This window comes from Zwartia hollandica (assembly GCF_019923725.1).
Lineage (GTDB): Bacteria > Pseudomonadota > Gammaproteobacteria > Burkholderiales > Burkholderiaceae_B > Zwartia > Zwartia hollandica.
In genome coordinates, this window is the sequence record NZ_JAHXRI010000007.1 from 1 (window position 1) to 23,941 (window position 23,941).

At 53.8% G+C, this 23,941-nt stretch carries 20 protein-coding genes and 1 rRNA gene; 10 read left to right on the forward strand and 11 right to left on the reverse strand.

The features are described 5' to 3' along the window. Window positions 1-29: 29 nt before the first annotated feature. From KZZ10_RS08150 to KZZ10_RS08185, 8 genes are all read right to left on the reverse strand, one after another. Window positions 30-3,155 carry an autotransporter outer membrane beta-barrel domain-containing protein gene (locus tag KZZ10_RS08150; RefSeq protein WP_259661030.1) on the reverse strand — a complete coding sequence of 1,042 codons (3,126 nt, stop codon included), beginning with the start codon at window positions 3,153-3,155 and terminating at the stop codon, window positions 30-32. Between the two features lie 81 nt (window positions 3,156-3,236). Beyond that, entirely contained in the window at window positions 3,237-4,466 is a 1,230-nt protein-coding gene (glcF, locus tag KZZ10_RS08155) for a glycolate oxidase subunit GlcF (protein ID WP_259661031.1), read from the reverse strand. 5 nt (window positions 4,467-4,471) lie between these two features. After that, on the reverse strand, window positions 4,472-5,572 hold the full coding sequence (glcE, locus tag KZZ10_RS08160) for a glycolate oxidase subunit GlcE (RefSeq protein WP_259661032.1): 1,101 nt from the start codon (window positions 5,570-5,572) through the stop codon (window positions 4,472-4,474). 3 nt (window positions 5,573-5,575) lie between these two features. Continuing rightward, window positions 5,576-7,072 (reverse strand): FAD-linked oxidase C-terminal domain-containing protein, encoded by a 1,497-nt coding sequence (locus KZZ10_RS08165; RefSeq protein WP_259661033.1) that lies wholly within the window; start codon window positions 7,070-7,072, stop codon window positions 5,576-5,578. A gap of 9 nt (window positions 7,073-7,081) precedes the next feature. Beyond that, complete coding sequence (locus tag KZZ10_RS08170) at window positions 7,082-8,497, reverse strand: FAD-binding oxidoreductase (protein ID WP_259661034.1); 1,416 nt, start codon at window positions 8,495-8,497, stop codon at window positions 7,082-7,084. Between the two features lie 20 nt (window positions 8,498-8,517). Continuing rightward, complete coding sequence (gene aroG / locus KZZ10_RS08175) at window positions 8,518-9,591, reverse strand: 3-deoxy-7-phosphoheptulonate synthase AroG (protein ID WP_259661035.1); 1,074 nt, start codon at window positions 9,589-9,591, stop codon at window positions 8,518-8,520. A 41-nt stretch (window positions 9,592-9,632) separates the two neighbouring features. Then, entirely contained in the window at window positions 9,633-11,090 is a 1,458-nt protein-coding gene (tldD, locus tag KZZ10_RS08180) for a metalloprotease TldD (protein WP_259661036.1), read from the reverse strand. Between the two features lie 8 nt (window positions 11,091-11,098). Continuing rightward, window positions 11,099-11,905, reverse strand: coding sequence for a carbon-nitrogen hydrolase family protein (locus tag KZZ10_RS08185; protein WP_259661037.1), 807 nt, complete (start codon window positions 11,903-11,905; stop codon window positions 11,099-11,101). Window positions 11,906-12,071: 166 nt separating this feature from the next. On the opposite strand from KZZ10_RS08185, the gene KZZ10_RS08190 reads away from it, so the two are divergent. After that, window positions 12,072-12,437 (forward strand): H-NS histone family protein, encoded by a 366-nt coding sequence (locus KZZ10_RS08190; protein ID WP_259661038.1) that lies wholly within the window; start codon window positions 12,072-12,074, stop codon window positions 12,435-12,437. 169 nt (window positions 12,438-12,606) lie between these two features. On the opposite strand, the gene KZZ10_RS08195 is transcribed toward KZZ10_RS08190, so the two are convergent. Further along, window positions 12,607-13,635, reverse strand: coding sequence for a Bug family tripartite tricarboxylate transporter substrate binding protein (locus tag KZZ10_RS08195; protein ID WP_259661039.1), 1,029 nt, complete (start codon window positions 13,633-13,635; stop codon window positions 12,607-12,609). Between the two features lie 89 nt (window positions 13,636-13,724). On the opposite strand from KZZ10_RS08195, the gene pepN reads away from it, so the two are divergent. Together pepN and KZZ10_RS08205 are read left to right on the forward strand one after the other, a co-directional pair. Further along, complete coding sequence (pepN, locus tag KZZ10_RS08200) at window positions 13,725-16,400, forward strand: aminopeptidase N (RefSeq protein ID WP_259661040.1); 2,676 nt, start codon at window positions 13,725-13,727, stop codon at window positions 16,398-16,400. Between the two features lie 22 nt (window positions 16,401-16,422). Next, on the forward strand, window positions 16,423-17,439 hold the full coding sequence (locus KZZ10_RS08205) for a class 1 fructose-bisphosphatase (protein ID WP_259661041.1): 1,017 nt from the start codon (window positions 16,423-16,425) through the stop codon (window positions 17,437-17,439). 68 nt (window positions 17,440-17,507) lie between these two features. Here the strand turns inward: KZZ10_RS08205 and KZZ10_RS08210 are convergent, their stop codons facing one another. After that, the gene (locus tag KZZ10_RS08210) at window positions 17,508-18,494 is read right to left on the reverse strand and encodes a quinone oxidoreductase family protein (protein WP_259661042.1); all 987 of its coding nucleotides are present in this window, start codon (window positions 18,492-18,494) and stop codon (window positions 17,508-17,510) included. A 134-nt stretch (window positions 18,495-18,628) separates the two neighbouring features. Here KZZ10_RS08210 and KZZ10_RS08215 point away from each other — a divergent pair, with 134 nt between their 5' ends. From KZZ10_RS08215 to KZZ10_RS08245, 7 genes are read left to right on the forward strand one after another with little or no spacing between them, the layout of a single operon-like run. Next, window positions 18,629-19,369, forward strand: a complete 741-nt coding sequence (locus tag KZZ10_RS08215; protein WP_259661043.1) for a YebC/PmpR family DNA-binding transcriptional regulator — start codon at window positions 18,629-18,631, stop codon at window positions 19,367-19,369. Then, window positions 19,366-20,664: a phosphoribosylamine--glycine ligase gene (gene purD, locus KZZ10_RS08220; RefSeq protein WP_259661044.1), complete on the forward strand. Its 1,299-nt coding sequence runs from the start codon at window positions 19,366-19,368 to the stop codon at window positions 20,662-20,664. The genes KZZ10_RS08215 and purD overlap by 4 nt, the downstream gene beginning before the upstream one ends. Further along, window positions 20,665-21,576 carry an oxygen-dependent coproporphyrinogen oxidase gene (gene hemF, locus KZZ10_RS08225; RefSeq protein ID WP_259661045.1) on the forward strand — a complete coding sequence of 304 codons (912 nt, stop codon included), beginning with the start codon at window positions 20,665-20,667 and terminating at the stop codon, window positions 21,574-21,576. It begins immediately after the preceding gene. After that, window positions 21,576-22,172: a nicotinate (nicotinamide) nucleotide adenylyltransferase gene (nadD, locus tag KZZ10_RS08230; RefSeq protein WP_259661046.1), complete on the forward strand. Its 597-nt coding sequence runs from the start codon at window positions 21,576-21,578 to the stop codon at window positions 22,170-22,172. Before hemF ends, nadD begins: the two co-directional genes overlap by 1 nt. A 13-nt stretch (window positions 22,173-22,185) precedes the next feature. After that, window positions 22,186-22,662: a ribosome silencing factor gene (rsfS, locus tag KZZ10_RS08235; protein WP_259661047.1), complete on the forward strand. Its 477-nt coding sequence runs from the start codon at window positions 22,186-22,188 to the stop codon at window positions 22,660-22,662. A gap of 41 nt (window positions 22,663-22,703) precedes the next feature. Beyond that, window positions 22,704-23,174: a 23S rRNA (pseudouridine(1915)-N(3))-methyltransferase RlmH gene (gene rlmH / locus KZZ10_RS08240; protein WP_259661048.1), complete on the forward strand. Its 471-nt coding sequence runs from the start codon at window positions 22,704-22,706 to the stop codon at window positions 23,172-23,174. Then, window positions 23,174-23,773 carry a Maf family protein gene (locus KZZ10_RS08245; RefSeq protein ID WP_259661049.1) on the forward strand — a complete coding sequence of 200 codons (600 nt, stop codon included), beginning with the start codon at window positions 23,174-23,176 and terminating at the stop codon, window positions 23,771-23,773. Before rlmH ends, KZZ10_RS08245 begins: the two co-directional genes overlap by 1 nt. Window positions 23,774-23,827: 54 nt before the next feature. Here KZZ10_RS08245 and rrf read toward each other — a convergent pair. After that, window positions 23,828-23,940 (reverse strand): 5S ribosomal RNA (rrf, locus tag KZZ10_RS08250). Between the last annotated feature and the right edge of the window lies 1 nt (window position 23,941).

A 23,941-nucleotide genomic window follows, 5' to 3' on the forward strand; every position in this document is an offset into this window, starting at 1 on the left:
GAGGGATACTAACTTTAGGCACCACCCCCCTAAAACGCCACCCTCAATCCCACACTCCCGCCATACAACGTCTGCCCTGTCCTAGCCTCGACCGAGACGCCTGCGTAAGCGTAGGCACTATCAGCCACTTTTACCGTGCCGTACAAACCAGCTTGCACAAACGTGGAGCCTGCTGTGGGTGTGGTGACGCTGCTTGAGTAGCCACCGAGGGTGGTATTGAGTGTTGGGTTGAGTAAGCCCTGCGAGTCAGCACCGATCGCGAGGTTCGCGCGGTAGGTGTATTCATCTTTGAGTGGGTCTTTGTTCAGTGACCCGGCGCCCACACCGATCACTCCACGCACACCATTGGCGTTCATCCGTGCGACGGTAAGGGCTGCAGCACTTGCGCCTTCATCGTAAGCGGCTTGGCCCACGTACTGGTAAGTGAGTCGTACATACGGCGTGATGCGCACACCGCTCGTCTCAAACGGCCGGCTCAAGCCTGCACTGACCAGCACATCGTTACCCATCACAGACTTGTTACTAAAGCCACTGCTGATACCGGTAACGTCGCTGCGCGAGAGGTTGGTGGAACTTAGGCCAAGGCTGACCATACCGTCGAGTACATAATCTTCTGCCACAGGCATCTTTCCGTAGAGGAACAAGGCACCCTGCTGGATAGTGCTGTTGCCACCCGTGGCATTAACTGTGGTGTTTGAGAGCGCTAAGCCAGCACCAAGTTTGAGCCCAAGCGCAGCGTTCGTGTACGCATCCACACCAAACACAGCTTGGTATAGGTTGTTATTGAATCCATTACCACCGCTATTACCCGAACGCTCACCGCGCTGGTAGGCGATCTCACCCCAGGCACGACCGTCTGCGACGGCTGCGCTCGTGAAGTTTGCAGCGTTGGGGTTGACGGCGGGATTTGAACTCATGTTGGCGGTAGGTAGCCCCGAGGGGTTATTACCTGTGACAGCACCTGACGATAAGGGGGTGGGTGTATTGCCAGCACCGCCACCAAGTTGATTCGGAGCCATCGGGAAGTCGCCTAAGCGTGCCAACACGGCTTGCTGCACACGTTGTGTGGCCTGTGGCAGCGTGGCTGCCGAGGCTGCGTGGATCTCACCCGAGAGCGACTGCGCAAAGCCTGGAAGGCTTGCTGCGGTTTGACCGGCCACTGCGTAGAGTAAAGAGTCTTGTGCGGCTGTCGCAGTACCCGTCTTGTTAACGCTTAAGAGCTGATCCAAGACGTTTGCAACTTCCTTAGCGTTCGTGGTGCTAGATGACAACGTAGAACTGTAAGAAGTCGGTGTCACAGCCAGATCAAGGCTATTGGCGCTGTTGACGTTATAGAATGCGATGAACTGTGTGCCGCTTGCGAGCTCAGTTGGTTGCGTCAGTGTGCTGAAGCGACCCGAGATGCCACCCGTAGCCGTCACCATGCGGAAGCGATCGCCAAGCGCTGGGACATAGATCGCACTGCCGTAGCCCGATTCACTTGCGCTAAACAAGTTGGATAAGCGCGGGGTTAAGGTCGCGCCGGAATTAATCACCAGTTGACTACCGACATTCACAAATGAGTAATAGCCTGAAGCACCGACAGGGGTAGAGCTGCTTGCCTGCACAGTACCAGCGATGTCTTGTTGATAGGTCGACCCAGAGTTCAGCGTCAAGTTTTTAGTGAACGACAAATAGCCTGGTGAGTTGCCCGGCTTAAGCACACCGCTCACAATGCTGTTACCTGCAATCGTTCCTGTGCCCATCAACGTGCCAGCAGAGGCTACGAAGACATCGCCAGTACCCGTTGGTGACGGCCCAGCCACTACCAAGGTGCCGCCAGCTACTGTCGTGCCGCCACTGTAGGTGTTGGCACCGCTCATGATCGTGCTGCCAGTGCCGATGAACGTTAAACCACCGGCGCCAGAGAACACGCCAGAAAGCGTGGCAGAACCTGAGGTCGGGTTTTGAATCGTACTTGCGCTGGTCACGCTAAACGCGGTGCTTGAGCTATCGCCACTTAACAATACAAGTGTGCCACCAGACAAAACGGGGTTCGCACCAATTGAGGCAAGCCCAACACTTGTGCCGCTGGAAATATTTGAGACGCCTGTCCCGCCGGACGATGAGCCTGAGCTACCTGAGGTGCAATCGCGGCAAGCCGTAATAGTCAAGCTCCAGGACTTTGAGACCAAATCGGTTTGAGTCAATGTATATGAGTAGCCATTAGATACGTCGCTGACAGTCGTGGCTGACCCAAGGCCAAGATTTGCAGGGGTTATACCGACTAGAACATTCGCAAATGTCATGTTGATAATTGATGGACTCGTCGTCGAAAACGTCGAGACACCAAATTGTGTAACGCCTGTCACCGACCCAGCAGACAATCGACCAAAATTTGTCGTGCCAGCAATAACAATCCTGTATTTTGTGGGCAAGATCCCACTGTAGGTCAACAGACTACCCCCGTTACTACCCTGCTGGTTATGCAGCGTAGTGATCACGCCGGAGTTATCAATGCCAGCACTTGTACCGACGATAGTGCCTGTATTGATGAGCTGGATAATGGCTCCGGTGTTGTTAACTGTTTGAGAATTACTGCTGATAGCGCCAGAATTATTGATTAGCGATATCACGCCAGAATTCACAATGCCAATAGATCCACCGACGATAGTGCCTGTGCCTGTGTTGATGAGCTCGAGAATACTTCCAGTGTTGCGAACTGTTTGATCATTACTACTTATAGCGCCAGAATTATTGATCGTCGCTATGGCGCCCGCATTCCGAATCGCACCGATAAATGATGACATCGTTCCCGTATTAATGATTGTTGTTATGTTGCTCCCGGCGCTAGCGTTAAAGATCAATTCATGGGGTCTATCAACGCCATTATCAGAAATAGTGCCATTATTAGTGATGGTTGTTATCGTGCCATCATTCTGGATTATGGGAGACCCACCAGGACTTGAAAGTGTGATCCCCGCACCCACAGTAAAGCTGCCGAGAGTACATCCACTGGCCTGTACCAAATTTGTACTGGTATTGGAGTTCACCGCGTAGGGATCGGGCGATAGACACGCCGCAGCGGCCGATAAATGACTTAAGCCCAAGATCGCAACGCTCAGTAACAAAAGCCACTGACGTGCACCGAATTTACGCTGCCACGATTTCTTCAAACTAGCCTCCTTAATTATCGGATTGCGGCTTAACGAGTCTATCGCGTCATCCACGCTCTTTTGCTACATAGCACGACACCATCACTTCAACGCAGCATCCACCACTTCAATCCAGTGGCGCACAGGGGTATCCGTCCCACTTTGCAGGTGCCCAATACAACCAATGTTCGACGACAACATGATGTCAGGCTGCGCTGCATTCAAATGACCCAGTTTGCGATCGCGTAACGAGGTCGATATTTCTGGTTGTAAGACCGAATAGGCACCGGCCGAGCCACAGCACAAATGGCTTTCAGTAAAGGGTTGCAACGACATCCCCAACTGCGTCAAGAGTTGTTCGCTTGCCGGACGCAAGCCTTGCCAGTGTTGCAGTGTGCAAGGTGGATGAAACACGGGGCGCTTAGGGAGCTTCTGTGGATTGAGCTGTTGTGCTAACTGCTCTGCGTAGGGTCCGACAACCTGTGCCACATCACGCACCAGCGCCACGATCTTTGCGGCCTTCGGTGCATAAACCGGATCATCACGCAGATGATGCGCGTACTCTGCCACCATCGCACCACAACCCGAGGCGTTCATCACGATCGCGTCAATCTTGCCAGACTCAACATACGGTAACCAGGCATCAATATTTGCGCGCATCTGACTACGCGCCGTGTCTTGATCATCCAAATGAAAATTCAACGCGCCGCAACAGCCCGCACCGGCAACAATTTGCGTACCAATGCCCAAACGATCTAAGACTCTAATCGTTGCCGCATCAATCGTTGGCATCATCGTGGGTTGCACGCAACCGGCTAACAGCAATACTTGCTTGACGTGTGCTTGCGTCTGAGGTATCGCCCCCGCGGGACGTGCCTCAACAATCTTGCGTTGCAAGCTCTGCGGCAAGAATCCGCGCAGCGATTGGCCAAGCTTATAGGCTGGCGCAAAAAGCGGAGAGACCAAACCTTTGCGGAGCAACGTGCGCTGCAAGCGCTGCATAAAAGGACGCTCAACTTTCTCTTCGACGATTTGCCGACCAATATCCACCAGATGCCCATACTGCACACCTGAAGGGCACGTCGTTTCGCAATTGCGGCAAGTTAGGCAACGGTCAAGGTGCTGTTGCGTTGCCTGGGTAGGCTCCTTACCTTCCAGTACTTCTTTAATCAAATAAATGCGACCACGCGGGCTGTCGAGTTCATCTCCCAACACCTGATAGGTCGGACAGGTTGCGGTGCAAAACCCACAGTGCACACAGCGACGCAGGATGTCGTCGGCTTCCTGACCTAATTTTGAATCGCGTGCCCATTCGGCAAGATTTGTCTGCATAGCGCTTAAGCCTTAGGGATCAAACGACCAGGGTTGAATAAGCCCTGAGGATCGAATTCATTTTTGAGTCTTTGCGTAATGAGCGCCAAGCCCGGTGCGACAGGATGGAATACACCCGATTGCGGATGTGCGCTCGGCACTTGCGCGCGGAACTGTGTCGCATGCCCACCGGCACGCGCCGCTGCGTCTCGCACGACCGCGGCCTCTAAGGATGCGGCAATCCAACGCTGATCACCACCCCACTCTATCAGTGTGGGGCCTAAGCCAAGCGGGCCAGTGCCGGGTGCGACGGCAACTCGCCAGAGCACCTCTGATTTGAAGAACGGTAATTGTTGCTCGCGTAGCGCATTCCAGTAGGCCTGTGCTTGCTCTTGATCCACGACGGTACCGCCAAGCTTTTGACGCGCCGAGCGCAGCGCCGCTGCAGCACCGGCTAGACGCACACGAAGGCGACCTGTTGCGCCCTGCGACTCCCACGCGGTGGCGGATACCGATAACGGGTGCGCACGCCAGCTATGGCAGCGCTTGAGTGACTCGGCTTCATCAAGCCACCACTCGAGTGTGCAGGTCTCAAACGGCTTTGGCGCAACTTTGAGCGATATCTGTGTCAACGCACCGAAGGAACCCATCGCACCGGCCAACAAACGCGAGACGTCATAGCCTGCCACGTTCTTCATGACCTCACCGCCGAACTTGAGGATGCGTCCTTGAGCATCTAGCAGATGCGCACCTAAAACAAAATCTTTTAAAGGACCTGCGCCAAGGCGTCCCGGGCCAGAGAGACCGGCAGATACAGTGCCACCAACGGTTGCCCCGCCACCAAACCCTGGCGGCTCAAACGCAAGCATCTGCCCGGAAGCGTCAAGCGTATCCACAACTTCTTGCAAAGGGGTACCGGCAAGCGCAGTAACAACCAATTCTGAGGGCTGATAGTTCACGATGCCTTTTAAGCACCGCATATCCATGATGACTGGCGCCACACCATTCGGCACAAACGGATTACCGTAGAAGGCCTTGGTGTCCCCACCACGAATCAGCACGGGTCGCTGATCCGCAGCAGCACTGCGCACTTGCTCGGCTAAAGCAGCCAAAATTTCTGTCGACATCGCTTAGAACCTCGGCAGATCAGAGAACGGTAAGGCACCGCCATGCACATGCATCTTTCCATACTCGGCGCAACGCACCAAGGTGGGAATGACTTTCTCAGGGTTCAACAAGCAGTCGGGATCAAAGCCGCGTTTGACGGCCATAAAGGAGTCCAACTCATCACGCGTAAATTGCACGCACATTTGATTGATTTTCTCCATCCCGACTCCGTGCTCGCCGGTGATTGTTCCACCGACCTCGACGCAGAGCTCTAGGATTTCTGCACCGAAGTCCTCTGCGCGACGCACTTCATCCGCGATGTTTGAATCAAACAGAATCAAGGGATGGAGGTTTCCATCACCAGCATGAAAAACGTTCGCACACCGCATGGAATATTTAATTTCCATTTGCTGAATCGCCTTGAGTACGTGCCCGAGGCGTCGTCGGGGGATCGTGCCATCCATGCAATAGTAGTCAGGCGATACCCGTCCCGCTGCGGGAAAGGCATTCTTGCGACCCGCCCAGAACAACAAGCGCTCGTTCTCTGATTGCGATACTTGTAGACGCACCGCACCAGCCTGCTGGAAGACTTTTTCCATACGTTCGATTTCTTCGGCGACTTCTTCGATCGTGCCGTCGGACTCACATAGCAGAATCGCTTCGGCCTCAGTGTCATAGCCCGCGCGCACAAAGGGTTCAACCATTTGCGTTGCTTGCTTATCCATCATTTCAAGGCCTGCGGGAATAATGCCAGCGCCAATAATTTTCCCAACCGCATCACTCGCTTTTTCTACATCATCAAAACTCGCCATGATGACGCGTGCGAGCGCGGGCTTGGGTGTTAAACGTAAGGTGACTTCAGTCACCACACCTAGCATCCCTTCGGAGCCGACGAACACCGACAACAAATCCAGGCCAGGCGCATCGGGCGCAAGAGAGCCCAACTCAATCACGTCACCATCGATGGTGATCACGCGCGCTTTCAACACGTTGTGAACGGTCAACCCGTATTTAAGGCAATGCACGCCGCCAGAGTTCTCTGCAACATTGCCACCAATGGTGCAGGCGATCTGGCTCGAGGGATCCGGTGCGTAATACAAACCAAAGGGCGCAACAGCTTCTGACACAGCCAAGTTGCGCACGCCTGGCTCCACCACGGCGATCGCGGCCTCTTTATCCACATGCTTAATACGATTGAACTTGGCTAAACCGAGCAACACGCCTTGCGCGTGGGGCATCGCACCACCCGACAAACCTGTGCCAGCACCGCGCGCAACCACAGGTACACGCAAACGCTTACACGTTTTGAGTACGGCCTGCACCTGCGCCTCGGACTCGGGCAATACCACCGCCATCGGCACTGAACGGTAGAGCGACAAGCCGTCACACTCATAGGGACGCGTTTCTTCTTCGCGACTCAAAATACAGTGTGGCGGCAGTACCGCACGCAAGGCGAGCAATACCTGCTCACGCGACGCGATCGCAGAAGAGTTCAAACCAGGTTCAGTGATCGCGTTCATGTTGGTAGCCTAAGGGCGTGCATCCAGGATCTTTCCCGGATTCAAAATATTGTTCGGATCAAACGCATGCTTGAGGGACCGCATGAGGTCTAACACGTCCTCACCGTGCTCGTGCGCCATGAATTGTTTCTTATGCAAGCCAATACCATGCTCACCAGTGCAAGTGCCATCCGCCTCAATCGCTTGTGTCACGAGATGGTGATTCAGGCGTTCGGATTCTTCCCATTCCTCTTGGCTGTCTGGATCAAGCAGCATCAGCACGTGAAAATTACCATCACCAACGTGACCCACGATGGTGCTCGGAAAGCTCGCTTTCTCTAACAACATAGTGGCTTCGTCGATGCACTCTGCGAGACGAGAAATCGGCACACACACGTCGGTCGTACTTGCACGGCACCCGGGGCGCAATTGCAAGCCAGCAAAATAGGCGTTATGGCGCGCAGTCCAGAGGCGGTTGCGATCTTCTGGACGCTCTGCCCATTCAAAATCCATCCCACCGCAGTCTTTGGCGAGCTCTTGCACCGTCTGTGCTTGCTCTTTCACGCTGGCTTCGGAGCCGTGGAATTCAAATAACAATAAAGGTGTTTCACGCAGGGTGAGTTTGGCGTAACGATTACCCGCCATGACGGCGTTGGCGTCCATTAACTCGACACGTGCAACGGGCACACCAAGTTGAATCGTCTGGATCACGCACTGCACAGCCTCGTGCACGGTCGGGAAATTACAAACCGCAGCGCTAACGGCTTCAGGCTGTGGGTAGAGTTTGACCGTCACTTCAGTGATGATGCCCAGTGTGCCTTCGCTGCCGACAAATAAACGCGTCAAATCGTAACCAGCGGAGGATTTGCGGGCACGACGCGAGGTCCGTATGACCTTGCCCTGCGCGGTGACCACCGTCAACGACACAACGTTTTCGCGCATCGTGCCGTAGCGCACAGCGTTCGTCCCAGAGGCGCGCGTAGCCGACATGCCGCCTAACGAAGCATCTGCACCGGGATCAATCGGGAAAAACAAACCTGAATCCCGAATTTGTTCGTTCAGTTGCTTACGCGTGAGTCCCGCTTGCACGGTGACCGTTTGGTCTTCAGCATGCAAGACAACGATCTTATTCATTTGTGTCATGTCGAGCGAGATACCGCCCTCGATCGCGAGGATATGCCCCTCAAGCGAAGATCCCGCACCATACGCAATCAGCGGAACGCCATGCTGATTACATAAATTGACGACAGCGACGACATCCTCTGTGCTCTGCGCGAAGACCACGCCATCAGGCAGCATCGAGGGGTACGGTGATTCATCATTACCATGATGATCGCGTACGGCATTCGCAACCGAAAAGCGGTCGCCGAAGCGCGCACGCAGTGCCTCGCTCATCTCTACCGGCAGTGGTCGACGTAGGGTTTGCAGGTCATGGGGAGCATTCATCGTCGCAGTCCTTGGTTTCGTTATTGTTCGCTTTTCAGAAGGGTGCGACGGCGTTCGCGTACTGACTCCGCAAGCGCTTCGAGCACCTTAAAGGAGCTATCCCAATCGATACAACCATCGGTCACACTCTGGCCGTAGACCAAGGGCTGGCCCGGAATCAGATCTTGACGACCTGCCACCAAGTTGCTTTCAATCATCAGGCCCATAATGCGGGTCTCGCCTTGCGAAATTTGTGCGCCAACGTCCGCGCACACTGCCGGCTGATTCTCAGGCTTCTTATTACTGTTGGCATGGCTCGCGTCAATCATCACGCGCTGGGCAAGCCCTGATTTGGCCATCTCGGCGCAAGCGGCCTGCACACTCTCTGCATCAAAGTTGGGTGCCTTACCGCCCCGCAAAATGACATGACAATCTTCGTTCCCAAGTGTCGACACGATGGCGGAATGGCCACCCTTGGTGACCGACAAGAAATGATGTGGCTGTGACGCGGCTTTCATTGCGTCAACCGCGATCTTGATGTTGCCATCGGTACCGTTCTTAAAACCAACCGGGCACGACAGGCCTGAGGCCAGCTCACGATGGACCTGGCTCTCTGTTGTACGCGCACCAATAGCACCCCAGGACACAAGGTCCGCAATATATTGCGGCGTGATCATGTCCAGGAACTCACACCCTGCGGGAAGACCCATGGCATTGATCTCTAGCAACAAGGCGCGGGCGATGCGCAAGCCTTCATTGATATTGAAGCTGCCATCCATATCTGGGTCATTGATCAGCCCCTTCCAGCCCACCGTGGTGCGTGGTTTTTCAAAATAGACGCGCATGACGATTTCAAGCTCACCCTTGAAGCGCGCACGCTGTGCATTCAATTTGTTTGCGTATTCAATCGCAGCTTTCGTATCGTGTATCGAACATGGCCCAATCACTACGACAAGGCGATCGTCCATACCGTGCAGAATACGATGCAACGCCTGACGCGTTTCATAAACGAGAGAGGACACTTCCGGAGTGCAAGGCGATTCACGCATCGCATGCGCAGGTGGAGCAAGCTCCTTGATTTCCCGAATACGCAGATCATCAGTATTGTGTGGCACGACTAGCTCCTGAATCAAACAACTTCAATATAAAAAACGTATTAGGCGGTTCCGCCGACCGTGAGTCCAGCCATCTTGATCGTTGGCATTCCAACACCGACCGGCACACTCTGCCCTTCTTTGCCGCAGGTACCCACTCCGCTGTCTAGACTCATATTGTTTCCAATCATCTCGACGCGATTCATGGCCTCTGGCCCGCTACCAATTAACGTGGCACCTTTGATCGGATAGGTAATACGACCGTTCTCGATCATGTAGGCTTCTGAGGCAGAGAAAACAAACTTACCGCTCGTAATATCAACTTGTCCGCCGCCAAAGTTCGCCGCATAAATCCCTTTCTTGACCGAGGCAACGATCTCCTCTGGCTCAGTATTGCCCGACAACATAAAAGTGTTGGTCATACGCGGCATGGGCAGATGTGCAAAAGACTCGCGCCGCCCGTTACCCGTCGGCGCGGTCTTCATGAGACGTGCGTTAAGCGTGTCCTGCATATAGCCGCGCAAGATGCCGTCTTCGATCAACACATTGCGTTGCGTCGCGTTACCTTCGTCATCGACGTTTAACGAACCACGCCGCCCTTCTATCGTGCCGTCGTCGACAACCGTCACACCTTTAGAGGCAACGCGTTGTCCGATCCGACCAGAAAACACACTAGACCCTTTGCGGTTGAAGTCACCTTCCAAACCGTGTCCGACGGCTTCATGTAGCAAGATGCCGGGCCAACCGGCGGCCAGCACCACCGTCATCTCTCCGGCTGGTGCGGGTCGTGCATCGAGACTCACCATCGCTTCATGCACGGCCTTCTCGACATAGTCTCGCAAAACTTCATCTGTGAAGTACATCAAACCGCTACGACCACCGCCGCCCGCGTTACCACTCTCGCGACGCCCATTGCGCTCAACCACGACAGACAAGGACAAGCGCACCAAGGGACGGACATCAGCGGTTAAGCGACCGTCACTCGCGGCGATCATGACCACGTCGTACTCCATCCCAAGACTTGCCATCACTTGCTTGACGTGCGGATCGCGCGCGCACGCCATTTTCTCGACACGCTCGAGCAAGGCAACTTTTTCAGGTGCACTCAACGTGTCTAAGGGATCGATCGGCTGATAAAGATCACGGCCTGTGACAATTTTTCCCTCGTGAATTTTAGCCTTACCTGCACCCTGGCGGGCAATGCTGCGCACCGCGCGCGCCGATGACAACAAGGCTTCAGGCGACAAGGCATCTGAATAGGCAAACGCAGTCTTCTCGCCGGCAACCGCACGCACGCCCACACCTTGTGTGATCGAAAAACTACCGGTCTTGACGATGCCTTCCTCAAGGCTCCAGCCTTCGCTGCGTGTGTATTGAAAATACAGATCGGCGTAATCGACTTTGTGCGTAAAAATTTCGCCAATCGCCCGAGCCATGTCCGACTCACTCAACCCCCAAGGGTCTAAGAGCAAATTTTTTGCAGTCGCTAAGGAGGCAAGTGCTGGATCAATCAATTTCATATCTCAAGCTATAAAACACGGTGCGAAAGCGACGGCAAGGATTGCCGCACCTCGAGCAAACGGCTGAACTCTATCGTACCGCTTACGACCCCGGCTTGCTCAGGTAAAACGCTCAGGACTTCACCCCAAGGATCGATCAGCATCGTATGGCCCCATGTGCGTCTACCGTTCTCGTGCACCCCGCCCTGGGCCGGAGCAAGTACATAACACTGATTCTCGATTGCCCTTGCACGCAGCAGGGTTTCCCAATGTGCCTTACCCGTTGTGTACGTGAATGCCGACGGCACCAAGATAAGATCCACCACACCGAGCGCGCGATAGAACTCTGGGAACCGAAGGTCGTAACAAATCGACAGGCCCAGATTGACCACAGGGGTATCAACGCGTTTGACCGCATCACCGGCCAGAATGCTGCGGGACTCATCGTAACTTTCTTGACCCCGCGCAAAACTAAATAAATGCACCTTGTCGTAACGGGCAATTTGTTTTCCCGTGGGGTCGTAAATAAGTTGGGTATTAAATACGCGTGCGGGGTCTGGAGTGACTAACGGAATACTACCGCTGGATAGCCAAATATTATGTCGCTGGGCTGTTTTAGATAAAAAATCTTGAATAGGTCCCACACCCTCGGTTTCTGCTAGGACGAGTTTATCCGTCTCTTTTTTACCCATGAAACAGAAATATTCAGGGAGTGCCACAAACTTGGCGCCCGCATCCGCAGCTTGGGCAATTAAGGCGCCAGCCTCAGCCAAATTGCGCTCTAGCGAGGCTGCCGAGACCATTTGTATTGCCGCAACGGCAAGAGAATCTTTCATCTACTTTCCAAATAAGAAATTAATAATTAATCCAAATACTGAATACCATGAATAAAGATTAATATAATTAGTTATAAAATAAGCATCACAGAAGTTCGGTTACCTTTTATCGAATCGCGACCCATAATTATGTTTAATACTTTAATTACTTAAAAAGGTTCACTCCATGACTCGCCAGAACTATTCGACGCTGCAAGCGAAAATCAGTAAAGAAATCGAAAAGCTTCAGAAACAGGCCCAAGCCCTGCAGAGCAAGCAGCGTAAACCCGCCATTGCATCGATCGTTCGCTCTATGAAAGAGAACGACATTTCTCCCGAAGAAATCGCTGCAGCCTTTGGCAAATCTAAAACAAAAGCAAGCAGTGGCGTCAAAGCGACCAAATCACCCAAAACAGCGCGTGTTAAAAAACCTGTTGCACCTAAATACCGCCACCCAAGTTCTGGTTCGACCTGGACCGGTCGTGGAAAAGCACCATTATGGATCGTCGAGGCCGAGAAAAATGGCCAAATGCGCCAGCAGTTTTTAATTTAATACGCTTTATTCAGCTTGCTAAAAAAGGCCGACTTTATCGGCCTTTTTTTATATCAAAAAATAAAAAACAACATCTACAAATTACTTTAATAAAATACCGTAAGTAATTGTTATATATGTATTTATAACAAATCTATATAATCAGTTCTTGATAAGATCAACATAACAATTAATCGATCTTGGCACCCGATGCACGCACCGTTTTACCCCAAGTTTCCATATCGTCATCTACGATTTTTTGAAATGCGGGCAACGTGGTTGACATTGTCGCTGCCCCCCGCTGTGAGAGCTGCTCCACAATCGCGGGATCCGCCAGGACCTTATTAATTTCTGAATGAATTTGTGCTTTCAACTCTTGCGGTGTTGCCCCCTGCACAAAAAATGCAAACCACGAATCAATACTTAAAGCGGGATAACCTGCCTCACCGAAAGTGGGCACATCTGGCAGCGCGGCAGCGCGTTTGGTCGCAGCAGCCGCTAACGGACGCACCGCACCGCTCTTAATTTGACCCATCACAGACGGTGCGCTGGCGTAAAAGGCTTGCACTTGCCCTGACATCACATCGTTCAGGGCCGTCGCAGCACCCTTGTAAGGGATATGTGAGGTCTTTATGCCAGCTGCGGTACCTAGCATTTCATTTAGTAAGTGGTTAACCGAACCATTCCCAGACGAGGAGACGTTGATCTTTCCAGGGTTGGCTTTCGCGTAGGCCACGTACTCGGCCAGCGTTTTGTAAGGCAACTGAGGATTAATCACCAACACAAAGGGCAAAGTTGCCAACGAGGCCAAGGGAGCCAAATCTTTTTTAGGATCAAAAGGCATCTTTCCATAAAGTGCTGGGTTAATGGCATGCGTGCCGGAGTAACTCATCAGCCATGTGGTGCCGTCTGGCGCTGATTTCGCCACGGCATCGCTGCCGATATTGCCACCCGCACCGGGACGGTTCTCAACAATGACCGAAATACCCCAACGCTTTGTGAGCTCTGCAGCCATTAAGCGCGAAATCGAATCTGACGCGCCCGCAGCGGTCTGCGGAACAATGATTTTGACGCTTTTTCCAGCAAGTGCTGAAGGCACTTGAGCGATCGCAATCGAGGCACTAAACGAGGCCATAGCGCCAACAAAAAGACTGGCGAGCGACCGGATTCCGAAATTAGCCATATTGAACTCACGATAGTTGATTTGAATGAGGAACATGATAGGGCAGAAAATCGAATCGCCAAAGCAATCCCGCAATTTTTTTGGCTGCCACCCCTACAATGCAAAGCATACCAATTGGAGTTGACATGCGTACAGAGACCGGCATCACCATTCGCCGCGAAGATTATCAGCCCTACCCCTTTCTCATCCCGACGATCGAGCTGGAATTTGAATTAAGCGCCGAACGCACCCAGGTGCGCAGCCGGCTGGTTGTTGAGCGCAGAAAGGACGTGCTGATATCGAGCGATTTGATCCTCAATGGCGAGGACCTGACACTTGTCTCTCTGGAGCTCAATGGCGTAGTACTTTCCCAGACACAGTACACACTGACCGAGGCCACCCTTACCGTACACAACGTGCCCGACCGCGCCGAACTCGTGATCGTGGGCACGTGTCAGCCCGCACAAAACACAAGTCTGTCGGGTCTCTACGTTTCAGGTAAGCACCTATTCACACAATGCGAACCACAAGGCTTTCGCAGAATCACTTGGTTCGCTGATCGGCCTGACGTGATGTCGATCTATCGGGTGACCTTACGCGCCAGTCGAAGCGAATTCCCACTCCTACTTTCCAATGGCAATCTTTTGCAGCAGCGTGAGCTCGAGGCGGGACGCCATGAAGCGCAATGGCACGATCCCTTCGCAAAGCCTAGTTATCTCTTTGCCGTTGTCGCGGGTGATTTTGTTTGTCGTGAACATCACACACGCACGGCAAGTGGTCGCGAAGTGCTGCTACAGGTCTACAGCGATGTCGGAACAGAAGATCAAACCGAGTGGGCGATGGAATCGCTTGAGCGAGCGTTACGTTGGGACGAAACGCGTTTTGGTCTGGAGCTCGATCTCGACCGCTTCATGATCGTGGCTGCGCGCGACTTCAATATGGGCGCGATGGAAAACAAGGGCCTCAATATTTTTAACGCGGCCTACGTTCTCGCGAATCCCAACACTGCCACCGACGGTAATTTTCAGGCGATTGAATCTGTCATCGGGCATGAGTACTTCCATAACTGGACTGGCAATCGGGTGACCTGCCGCGACTGGTTTGAACTGAGCTTAAAAGAAGGCTTAACGGTATTCCGTGACCAGGAATTCACGGCCGACATGATGGCTGCAGGACTGCCCGCCACCGAGGCGGCCAGCGCTCGCGCGGTTCAACGCATCGACGATGTGATGGGTCTGCGCCTGAGCCAGTATCCAGAGGACCGTGGGCCCATGGCCCACCCGATTCGTCCCGAGAGCTACCAAGAGATCAGCAATTTTTACACGGCGACGGTTTACTCAAAAGGTGCAGAAGTCATTCGTATGATGCACACACTGCTGGGAGAACAAGCATTCCGCGCGGGTATGGATGAGTACTTCCGACGCCATGATGGGCAAGCGGTGACCTGCGACGACTTCATTAATGCCATGCAATGGGCTCTTCAACAAACCGCCCCGCAAAAAAATCTGGATGTGTTTCGGCACTGGTATCGTCAAGCAGGTACGCCCCGCGTGTCCGTGCAACTACAGCATGATCCAGTCGCCAAACGCTGCACAGTGACACTTACGCAAGACTGCCCTGCGGTCGGTGTTGAGAAAGCGTCGCCAATCGTTAAGCAACCGTTTCACATTCCCGTCACTCTTGGTCTGCTCGATGACACAGGGAAATCTTTGTCACCACAGGTAACCCTAGAACTAAAAGAAGCCTCACAAACCTGGGTGTTCGACAATATTTCTACACGTCCCACGCCATCACTATTGAGGAATTTTTCAGCGCCTGTTTTGATTGATTATGCTTACCAAGATCAAGAGCTAGCCCTGCTCAGTGCGCATGATGATAATGCCTTTACACGATGGGAGGCTGGGCAAGAGATCGCCTCTCGCAAAATGATCGCTCTGGCTCAGGCCTGGCGACAACATGCCAAATTCGAAGAACTTGATCCTCTTTTGGCCAAGAGCTGGTCAGCCTCCTTATTGGCAAAGGATTTGGATGCAGGATACCGCGCACGCTTGCTCTCAATCCCACCAAGCCATGCCGTCATCGAACGTATGGCACACATGGATCCGTTGGCCGTTCTTGAAGTTCGCACACGTATCCGCGAGCAGTTAGGCACGACGCATGCAGCCACGCTACTAAACACTTATCAAGCGAACCTAACTCCAGGGCAATACTCACCCTCCCCAGGCCCAGCAGGAAAGCGCGCCTTAAAGAACCTCGCGCTGACGTATCTCATGGCCTCAAAACATCCCGAGGCGGCCAACCTAACGCAAACACAGTTTAGGCACGCCACAAACATGACAGACAGAATGGCTGCTTTTACTGCGCTGATCCATGATGGGTCGTCGGAACTTAATGCGCCCGCCGCCACACAGTTTTACGAAGACTGGCAACACGACCAACTGGTGGTGGATAAATGGTTTAGCACCCTGGCAAGCTCACCACGCACAGGCGTCAACGAGCTGACAGGCCTGATGGCACATCCTGCCTTCACCATGCGTAATCCGAACCGCGTGCGCGCCGTTGTCTTTGCTTTTTGCATGAGCAACACGCGCGGCTTCCATGCGCAGGATGGCCAGGGCTATCATTTCTGGAGCGATCAGGTTCTCGCGCTCGATGCCATTAACCCAGAGATTGCAGCCCGTCTGGCTCGGGTGGGCGATCAGTGGGCGCGCTTTATCCCCGAAGTCAGTCAGCGCCTGCATGCCCAACTCGAGCGTATCGCTACCCATCCGACCCTATCTCGCAATACACTAGAAATCGTCTCCAAAGCACTTTCACTTTGACCTTCAGGACAGACTTGAAACCATGAAACGCAAAACCCTTACGCAATACCTAGTTGAGCAACAACGCGCAGCACACGCACTGAGCGCAGAGGTACGCCTCTTGGTGGAAATCGTATCGCGCGCCTGCAAAACGATCAGCCATGCTGTGAGTAAAGGCGCCTTGGGCGGCGTACTAGGAAGCTTGGAGAGTGAAAACGTACAAGGTGAAGTGCAGAAAAAACTCGATGTGATGTCTAACGAAGTATTGCTTGAAGCAAACGAATGGGGTGGACACCTGGCCGCGATGGCGTCCGAAGAAATGGAAACCATTCACTTGATTCCCAACCGCTACCCAAAGGGCGAGTTTTTGCTCTTGTTTGACCCTCTGGATGGCTCGTCGAACATCGATGTCAACGTCTCGATCGGAACTATTTTCTCCGTGTTACGCGCGCCCGCCAGCGCCTCGGGCCGTGAAATCACCGAGGAGGATTTCCTGCAGCCCGGCACCACTCAAGTCGTTGCAGGCTATGCCATTTATGGTCCACAAACCATGCTTGTTTTAACGATTGGCCAAGGTGTAGTCGCCTTTACGCTGGACCGTGAAATGGGCTCATGGATTCTGACAAGTGAGAACATCAGAATCCCTGAGGACACCAAAGAATTCTCAATCAACATGTCGAACATGCGTCACTGGGCACCACCCGTGCGCAAATACATTGACGAGTGCTTGGCAGGCAAAACAGGTGAGCGCGGCAAAGACTTCAATATGCGCTGGATTGCGTCCATGGTTGCAGACGTGCATCGCCTCATTACGCGTGGCGGTATCTTCATGTACCCCTGGGACTCGCGCGAACCAAACAAGCCAGGCAAGCTACGTCTGATGTACGAAGCCAATCCGATGAGCATGCTAGTGGAACAAGCAGGCGGCGCAGCCACCGACGGCAATCAGCGTATTTTGGATATTCAACCGACCAGTCTGCACCAGCGTGTGGGCGTAGTCTTGGGTTCTAAAAACGAGGTGGAACGCGTTACCCGCTACCACCATGAAGCCAAAGTTTAAGCTCCTCAAAAGCAAAAAAGCCTGCCAATTTTTCGGCAGGCTTTTTTGTGGGCAACGCCCCGGCAGACTTAATCCAGAGTGAAGACCGTCGCACCCGTGGTCTTGCGTGCAGCGAGCGCCGTTTGTGCAGCACCAGCCTGCTCAAGCGGATAACGCTGATCAATGCGAACTTTGATTTTTTTCTTCAGAACCAAATCAAAGAGCTCATCCGCAGCAGCCTGCATTTTTTCAGCAGTATTGACGTGGGTGCCCAGCGTTGGACGCGTCACGAACAACGAACCTTTTGCAGCGAGGATGCCGAGGTTGACGCCGTCGACCGCGCCAGAGGCGTTGCCATAGCTGACCATCAAGCCACGTGGCTGCAAGCAGTCAAGCGAGGTAACCCAAGTGTCTTTACCTACGCCGTCATACACGACTGGGACTTTCTTGCCCTTGGTCAGTTCCATGACGCGCTCGACCACGTTTTCACGCGAATAGTCGATCACTTGCCATGCGCCGTGTGCTTTTGCCAGAGCGGCTTTCTCGGGGCTCGATACCGTACCGATGAGCTTGACGCCCAAGGCTTTTGCCCATTGGCAAGCGATCAGGCCAACGCCACCCGCAGCTGCGTGGAACAAAATGGTTTCGCCACCTTGCAAGCGATAGGTCTGGCGAAACAAGTACTGAACCGTCAAGCCCTTGAGCATGATTGCGGCAGCTTGCTCGTACGTAATGCCCTTTGGCAACTTGACCACTTGTGCGGCTGGCACGTTACGCGCTTGAGCATAGCCACCCAAGGGGCTCTGGCCGTAGGCAACACGATCACCCACTTTAAATTGCTTGACTGCTTTGCCGACCGCGATCACATCGCCCGCGCCTTCAAAACCCAAGCCGTGTGGCAGCGGATTCTTGTAGAGACCGTCGCGGAAATAGATGTCGATGAAGTTCAGACCGGCTGCATGCTGACGAATCGTGATTTCGTTATCAGCAGGAGCTGGCACTTCGATTTCGACCAGTTTTAGGACTTCGGGACCGCCGTTTTGTTCGATGCGGATGGCTTTGACGAGATTGCTCATGGATGCTCCAGACGGAAAGAAATAAAGCAATAGTTAAACAAACGATATTCGGGGCATAAATTCAATGCCGAGGGGCGAGTTTATATCGTGGCCAAGGTAAAATGAACCATTATCAAGACAATTTGTAGGGAACTATGGCCGGACACAGTAAATGGGCCAATATCCAGCACCGAAAAGGTCGCCAGGACGCGAAGCGCGGCAAGCTTTGGACCAAGATTATCCGTGAGATCACCGTGGCGGCCCGTGCAGGCGGTGCAGACCCAGAGGCAAACCCTCGTTTGCGTATGGCTTGGGACAAGGCTATGGGCGCAAACATGCCCAAAGACAACATCCAGCGCGCGATCACCCGCGGTGCGGGTGGTGCAGATGGCGCCAACTATGACGAAATTCGCTATGAAGGCTATGGCGTCGGTGGCGCTGCGGTCGTGGTCGACTGCATGACAGACAACCGGACCCGTACGGTGGCAGAAGTGCGCCACGCCTTCTCAAAAAATGGTGGCAATCTTGGGCAAGAAGGCTCGGTCGCCTTTATGTTTACGCATTGCGGTCAGTTTATTTTTGCACCTGGCACTTCTGAAGACACCATCATGGAAGTCGCGCTCGAGGCCGGCGCTGACGACGTCATCACTGACGAAGAAGGTGTCGTAGAAGTCATTTGCGCGACCACGGCGTTTGCCGCAGTGCGTGATGCCCTGCAAGCCAAAGGCTTAGTGCCAGAGATGTCAGATATCGTGATGAAGCCAGGAAACGAAATCGAACTCACTGGCGACGATGCGATCAAAATGCAAAAGCTGCTTGATGCACTCGAGGGTCTCGATGACGTGCAGGAGGTCTACACCAACGCATCTATCGACGAGCAAGGCGCTGACGCATGAAGCTTTTAGTCATCGGCTCTGGTGGCCGCGAACACGCCTTAGCTTGGCGTTTATTACAGTCGACACGTGTCAAGCACATTTATGTCGCGCCCGGTAACGGCGGCACCGCTCTCATGTCGGGTGCCTCCAACATCGAGCTCTCTGAGCCAGAGGCACTGGCCGCTTTTGTGAAAGAGCATGGCATTGCGCTCACGGTCGTGGGCCCCGAGGCTCCCTTGGCAAAAGGGGTTGTAGATACCTTTCGTCGCCATGGCTTAAAAATCTTCGGGCCGACCAAGGCTGCCGCACAACTCGAAAGCTCTAAAGACTTCGCCAAACAGTTCATGGTGCGTCATAAGATTCCGACGGCTGCGTACCAAACCTTCACTGACCCGATTGCCGCACACAAATACATCGACGCACAAGGGGCACCCATTGTGATCAAGGCTGATGGCCTTGCTGCGGGCAAAGGCGTTGTCGTCGCCGAGACACTCAAACAAGCGCACGATGCGGTTGATGCAATGCTGGGAGACGGCTCGCTGGGTGCAGCCGGTGCACGCGTGGTCATTGAAGAGTGCCTGCTCGGCGAAGAAGCCAGCTTCATCGTTCTGTGCGACGGCAAGAACATACTGCCCCTAGCAACCAGTCAAGATCACAAACGGCTGAAAGACGCGGATCAAGGACCGAACACAGGTGGCATGGGTGCCTACTCCCCTGCCCCAGTGGTGTCGCCCGCCTTGCATCAGCGCATTATGCAAGAGGTGATTCAGCCCACGATTGCCGGCATGACAGCGGACGGAATTCCTTTCACTGGTTTTCTCTACGCAGGCCTGATGATTGGGCCGGGCGCTGACGCACAGCGTGCAATTAAAGTACTCGAGTTCAACTGCCGGATGGGTGACCCTGAAACACAACCCATCATGATGCGGATTCGTAGCGACTTGCTCGAGGTGTTTGAACACGCAGTCAAGAGCACACTGGACCAAGCAAAGATCGACTGGGATCCTCGTACTGCTCTTGGCGTTGTCATGGCCAGTGCAAACTATCCAGACACCCCACGCACTGGCGACACGATTCAAGGCATTCCTGAGGCCACGGCGGACTGCGTGGTGTTTCACGCTGGTACCGCACTAAAAGACGGTGTGTTACACACTGCCGGTGGTCGCGTACTGTGCGTCACAGCGCTAGACAATAGCGTGCGCGCGACGCAGCAGCGCGCTTATCAGGCTGTTGCGGCGATTAAGTTTGACGGTGCCCAATATCGTAGCGACATCGGCTGGCGCGCACTTGATGCGGCCAATGGGGAGCTCCGCTAAGTGTCGAGTGTGAACCTGGCTGCCGTAGAAACCTATTTATTAGGCTTGCAGCAAAACATCGTCTCTGCACTTGAAGTCGCAGGGAATCAAAGCTTCTTGCGCGACGAATGGATACGTACGGAAGGTGGCGGTGGCATATCCCGACTCATTGAGGGCGGTGATTTGTTTGAACGCGCCGGCGTGCTCTTTAGTCACGTAAAGGGTAAGACACTCCCCCCGTCTGCAACCGCGCATCGCCCTGAAGTTGCCGGGCGTGTCTGGGAGGCCATGGGGGTATCGATGGTCTTACATCCGCGCAACCCATACATTCCAACGACGCACATGAATGTGCGTATGTTTGTAGCGCAAGCGCCACTGGGCTCTGGTCAAGAAGATATTTTCTGGTTTGGTGGCGGCATGGATCTGACCCCCTACTATGTGTTTGAAGAAGACGCCCGACATTTTCACCAGACAAATAAAGATGCACTCGCGTCACATAGTCCGACCGCATACGCTGAATACAAAAAATGGTGTGATGAGTATTTCTTCTTAAAACACCGTAACGAAACGCGTGGCGTGGGTGGCATATTTTTTGATGACCTAAGTGCTAACGGTTTCGATGCCTCATTTGCACTCATGCGTTCTGTTGGTGACGCTTTCTTACCCGCCTACATGCCTATCGTTGAGAACCGTCGCAACCTACCCTATGGAGACCGTGAGCGTGACTTCCAGGCGTATCGACGGGGTCGTTACGTTGAATTCAACCTGGTTTTTGACCGCGGCACGCTCTTTGGCTTACAGTCTGGGGGTCGTACAGAATCTATTTTGCTATCGATGCCTCCCATGGCTGCGTGGCGTTACAACTGGCAAGCCGACGCGGGTACGCCCGAGGCTGCACTTGAGCAGTACCTTAAACCACGGGATTGGTTCTAATGCGCATCGGCTTACTCGGCGGCAGTTTTGATCCCGTGCACTGTGCGCACCTGGCACTCGCCTCTGCGGCGCGCGAAGCGCTCGGCTTGGACCAGGTTCAGTTGATCCCGGCGGGCCAGCCGTGGCAAAGGCTACCACTAGGGGCCTCGCCCTCTCAGCGACTTGAAATGGTGACTCTCGCCATCCAAGGTCACCCGGGCTTGACGGCCAACCCTATTGAAACGGACCGATCTGGCCCCACCTATACGTTGGAAACGTTGAATGCACTGCCACAGGGACCAGACTACTTCTGGATTCTTGGTGCAGATCAACTCTCTAATTTCTGTACTTGGCGACACTGGTCTGAAATCGCAGCCCGCGTCCAGCTCGTGGTAGCACAACGACCTGGTTCACCTTTAACCGTTCCGCAAGAACTCGCGCAATGGCTTGCCGCCAATCAACGCGAGTTAATTGAACTACCGTTTCACCCACTAGACGTCTCTGCCAACGAAATCCGTAATCGGATCACCCGCGGAGAATCTACGAGTGACCTCATCCCTGGGGTTGTGGCGCAATACATTTCCGAGCATGGCCTCTATCGCCAGCGCACAGCCTGACACTGGATACTTAATGGATATTACGAAATTACAACGCGTCGTTGTTGACGCCCTCGAAGATGTGAAGGCGCAAGACATTAAAGTCTTTAACACCACACACCTCACCAGCCTATTTGATCGAGTCATCATCGCCTCTGCGACGTCGAACCGTCAAACGCGTGCGCTTGCCTCGAGCGTTGCGGATAAAACACGCGAAGCAGGTGGCACCGTCATCGCGACCGAAGGCGAAGAAACCGGCGAATGGGTCTTGGTGGATTTAGGCGACATCATCGTGCACGTCATGCAGCCAGCGATTCGCGTGTATTACAACCTCGAAGAAGTCTGGGGTGGCAAGGCGGTTCGTATGAAACTCGCAGCCGACTCAACACGACCCACCGTCGTGACTGGCGACGTCAAGTTTGACCCGATGATCCAGCGTGAGGCGACCTCTACGCGACGGGTGGCTAGCCGAACCTCACGTCCTGCTCGCTCACCGCGTTCAACTCGCTAAACGCGCTTTGCAAACAGCGCGCCCCGACTAGGACCATTCACATGAAAATTTATGTGATCGCCGTCGGGGCAAAAATGCCAGACTGGGTCAACACAGCTTGGGACGACTATGCGAAACGACTGCCCTCTGACTGGGCTATCGTACTCAAAGAGATCAAACCCGAGCCCCGCACCACCGGCAAAACGGTTGCACAAATGATGGCAGCAGAAGCCAAGCGCATCGAGGCGGCCACTCCATCCGATGCACTTCGGATTGCGCTCGACGAGCACGGTAAAGACCTCAGCACCACAAAGTTTTCTGCCACACTTCAAGCTTGGCAGAACGCAAGCCAGCCAATCGCCTTGTTGATTGGTGGGCCGGACGGCCTTGACCCGGCGCTTAAAGCTTCATGCACCCAACTCTTACGGCTTTCTTCAATGACGATGCCGCACCCCTTGGTGCGCGTTGTGCTGATTGAGCAAATCTACCGAGGCTGGTCTATCCTCATGAATCATCCCTACCATCGCGCCTAATGTCACCAACTACCCTGTATCTTGCCTCGGCGAGCCCGCGACGGCACGAGTTACTCCTACAAATCAACGTCGCACATCAAGTCGTCGATATACCGGCAGCGCCTGGTGAAGATGAACCTCGCCTCAAAAACGAAAGCCCACTTGATTATGTACAGCGCACTGCGCGCGACAAGGCCGATCGGGCCGTAAAGTGGCTCGCAATACAAAAACCGGATAGCTTTAATCTAAGTGCAGCAATCTTAACGGCAGATACCACCGTTGCTCTTGGCGCGCACATCCTGGGCAAGCCGCTCGACGAGTCTGACGCCAAAGAAATACTTTCATTGCTTTCTGGCAAAACACATCTTGTGCACACAGCAGTGGTGTGCGCGCGAGGCGAACAGCGCTGGGAAGCACTTTCAACGTCAGAAGTGAGCTTCGCTCAATTATCGTTGGACGATATCAACGCCTATATCGCAACAAAAGAACCTTTCGGTAAAGCAGGCGCCTACGGTATTCAAGGTGATGCGGCTCGTTTTATACGCGAGCTACGTGGCAGCTATACCGGAGTGATGGGGCTGCCCCTGTACGAGACTAGCCAACTACTTAAGAACTTATAGCCCACAAAGACAAACCCCCAGACGCTTTAGCGACTGGGGGTTTGAGGGGTAAGAGCTTGACGATGTCCTACTTTCACAGACGTTAATCAACTATCATCGGCGCTAAGGTGTTTCACGGTCCTGTTCGGGATGGGAAGGGGTGGGACCACCTCGCTATGGTCATCAAGC

Coding starts and splice junctions, on each gene's coding strand:
- pepN (WP_259661040.1), top strand. CDS start 13,725: ATGCGTACAGAGACCGGCATCACCATTCGCCGCGAAGATTATCAGCCC.
- glcF (WP_259661031.1), bottom strand. CDS start 4,466: ATGCAGACAAATCTTGCCGAATGGGCACGCGATTCAAAATTAGGTCAG.
- rsfS (WP_259661047.1), top strand. CDS start 22,186: ATGGATATTACGAAATTACAACGCGTCGTTGTTGACGCCCTCGAAGAT.
- KZZ10_RS08210 (WP_259661042.1), bottom strand. CDS start 18,494: ATGAGCAATCTCGTCAAAGCCATCCGCATCGAACAAAACGGCGGTCCC.
- glcE (WP_259661032.1), bottom strand. CDS start 5,572: ATGTCGACAGAAATTTTGGCTGCTTTAGCCGAGCAAGTGCGCAGTGCT.
- tldD (WP_259661036.1), bottom strand. CDS start 11,090: ATGAAATTGATTGATCCAGCACTTGCCTCCTTAGCGACTGCAAAAAAT.
- KZZ10_RS08190 (WP_259661038.1), top strand. CDS start 12,072: ATGACTCGCCAGAACTATTCGACGCTGCAAGCGAAAATCAGTAAAGAA.
- KZZ10_RS08195 (WP_259661039.1), bottom strand. CDS start 13,635: ATGTTCCTCATTCAAATCAACTATCGTGAGTTCAATATGGCTAATTTC.
- nadD (WP_259661046.1), top strand. CDS start 21,576: ATGCGCATCGGCTTACTCGGCGGCAGTTTTGATCCCGTGCACTGTGCG.
- KZZ10_RS08215 (WP_259661043.1), top strand. CDS start 18,629: ATGGCCGGACACAGTAAATGGGCCAATATCCAGCACCGAAAAGGTCGC.
- KZZ10_RS08185 (WP_259661037.1), bottom strand. CDS start 11,905: ATGAAAGATTCTCTTGCCGTTGCGGCAATACAAATGGTCTCGGCAGCC.
- rlmH (WP_259661048.1), top strand. CDS start 22,704: ATGAAAATTTATGTGATCGCCGTCGGGGCAAAAATGCCAGACTGGGTC.
- KZZ10_RS08205 (WP_259661041.1), top strand. CDS start 16,423: ATGAAACGCAAAACCCTTACGCAATACCTAGTTGAGCAACAACGCGCA.
- KZZ10_RS08165 (WP_259661033.1), bottom strand. CDS start 7,072: ATGAACGCGATCACTGAACCTGGTTTGAACTCTTCTGCGATCGCGTCG.
- KZZ10_RS08245 (WP_259661049.1), top strand. CDS start 23,174: ATGTCACCAACTACCCTGTATCTTGCCTCGGCGAGCCCGCGACGGCAC.
- purD (WP_259661044.1), top strand. CDS start 19,366: ATGAAGCTTTTAGTCATCGGCTCTGGTGGCCGCGAACACGCCTTAGCT.
- KZZ10_RS08170 (WP_259661034.1), bottom strand. CDS start 8,497: ATGAATGCTCCCCATGACCTGCAAACCCTACGTCGACCACTGCCGGTA.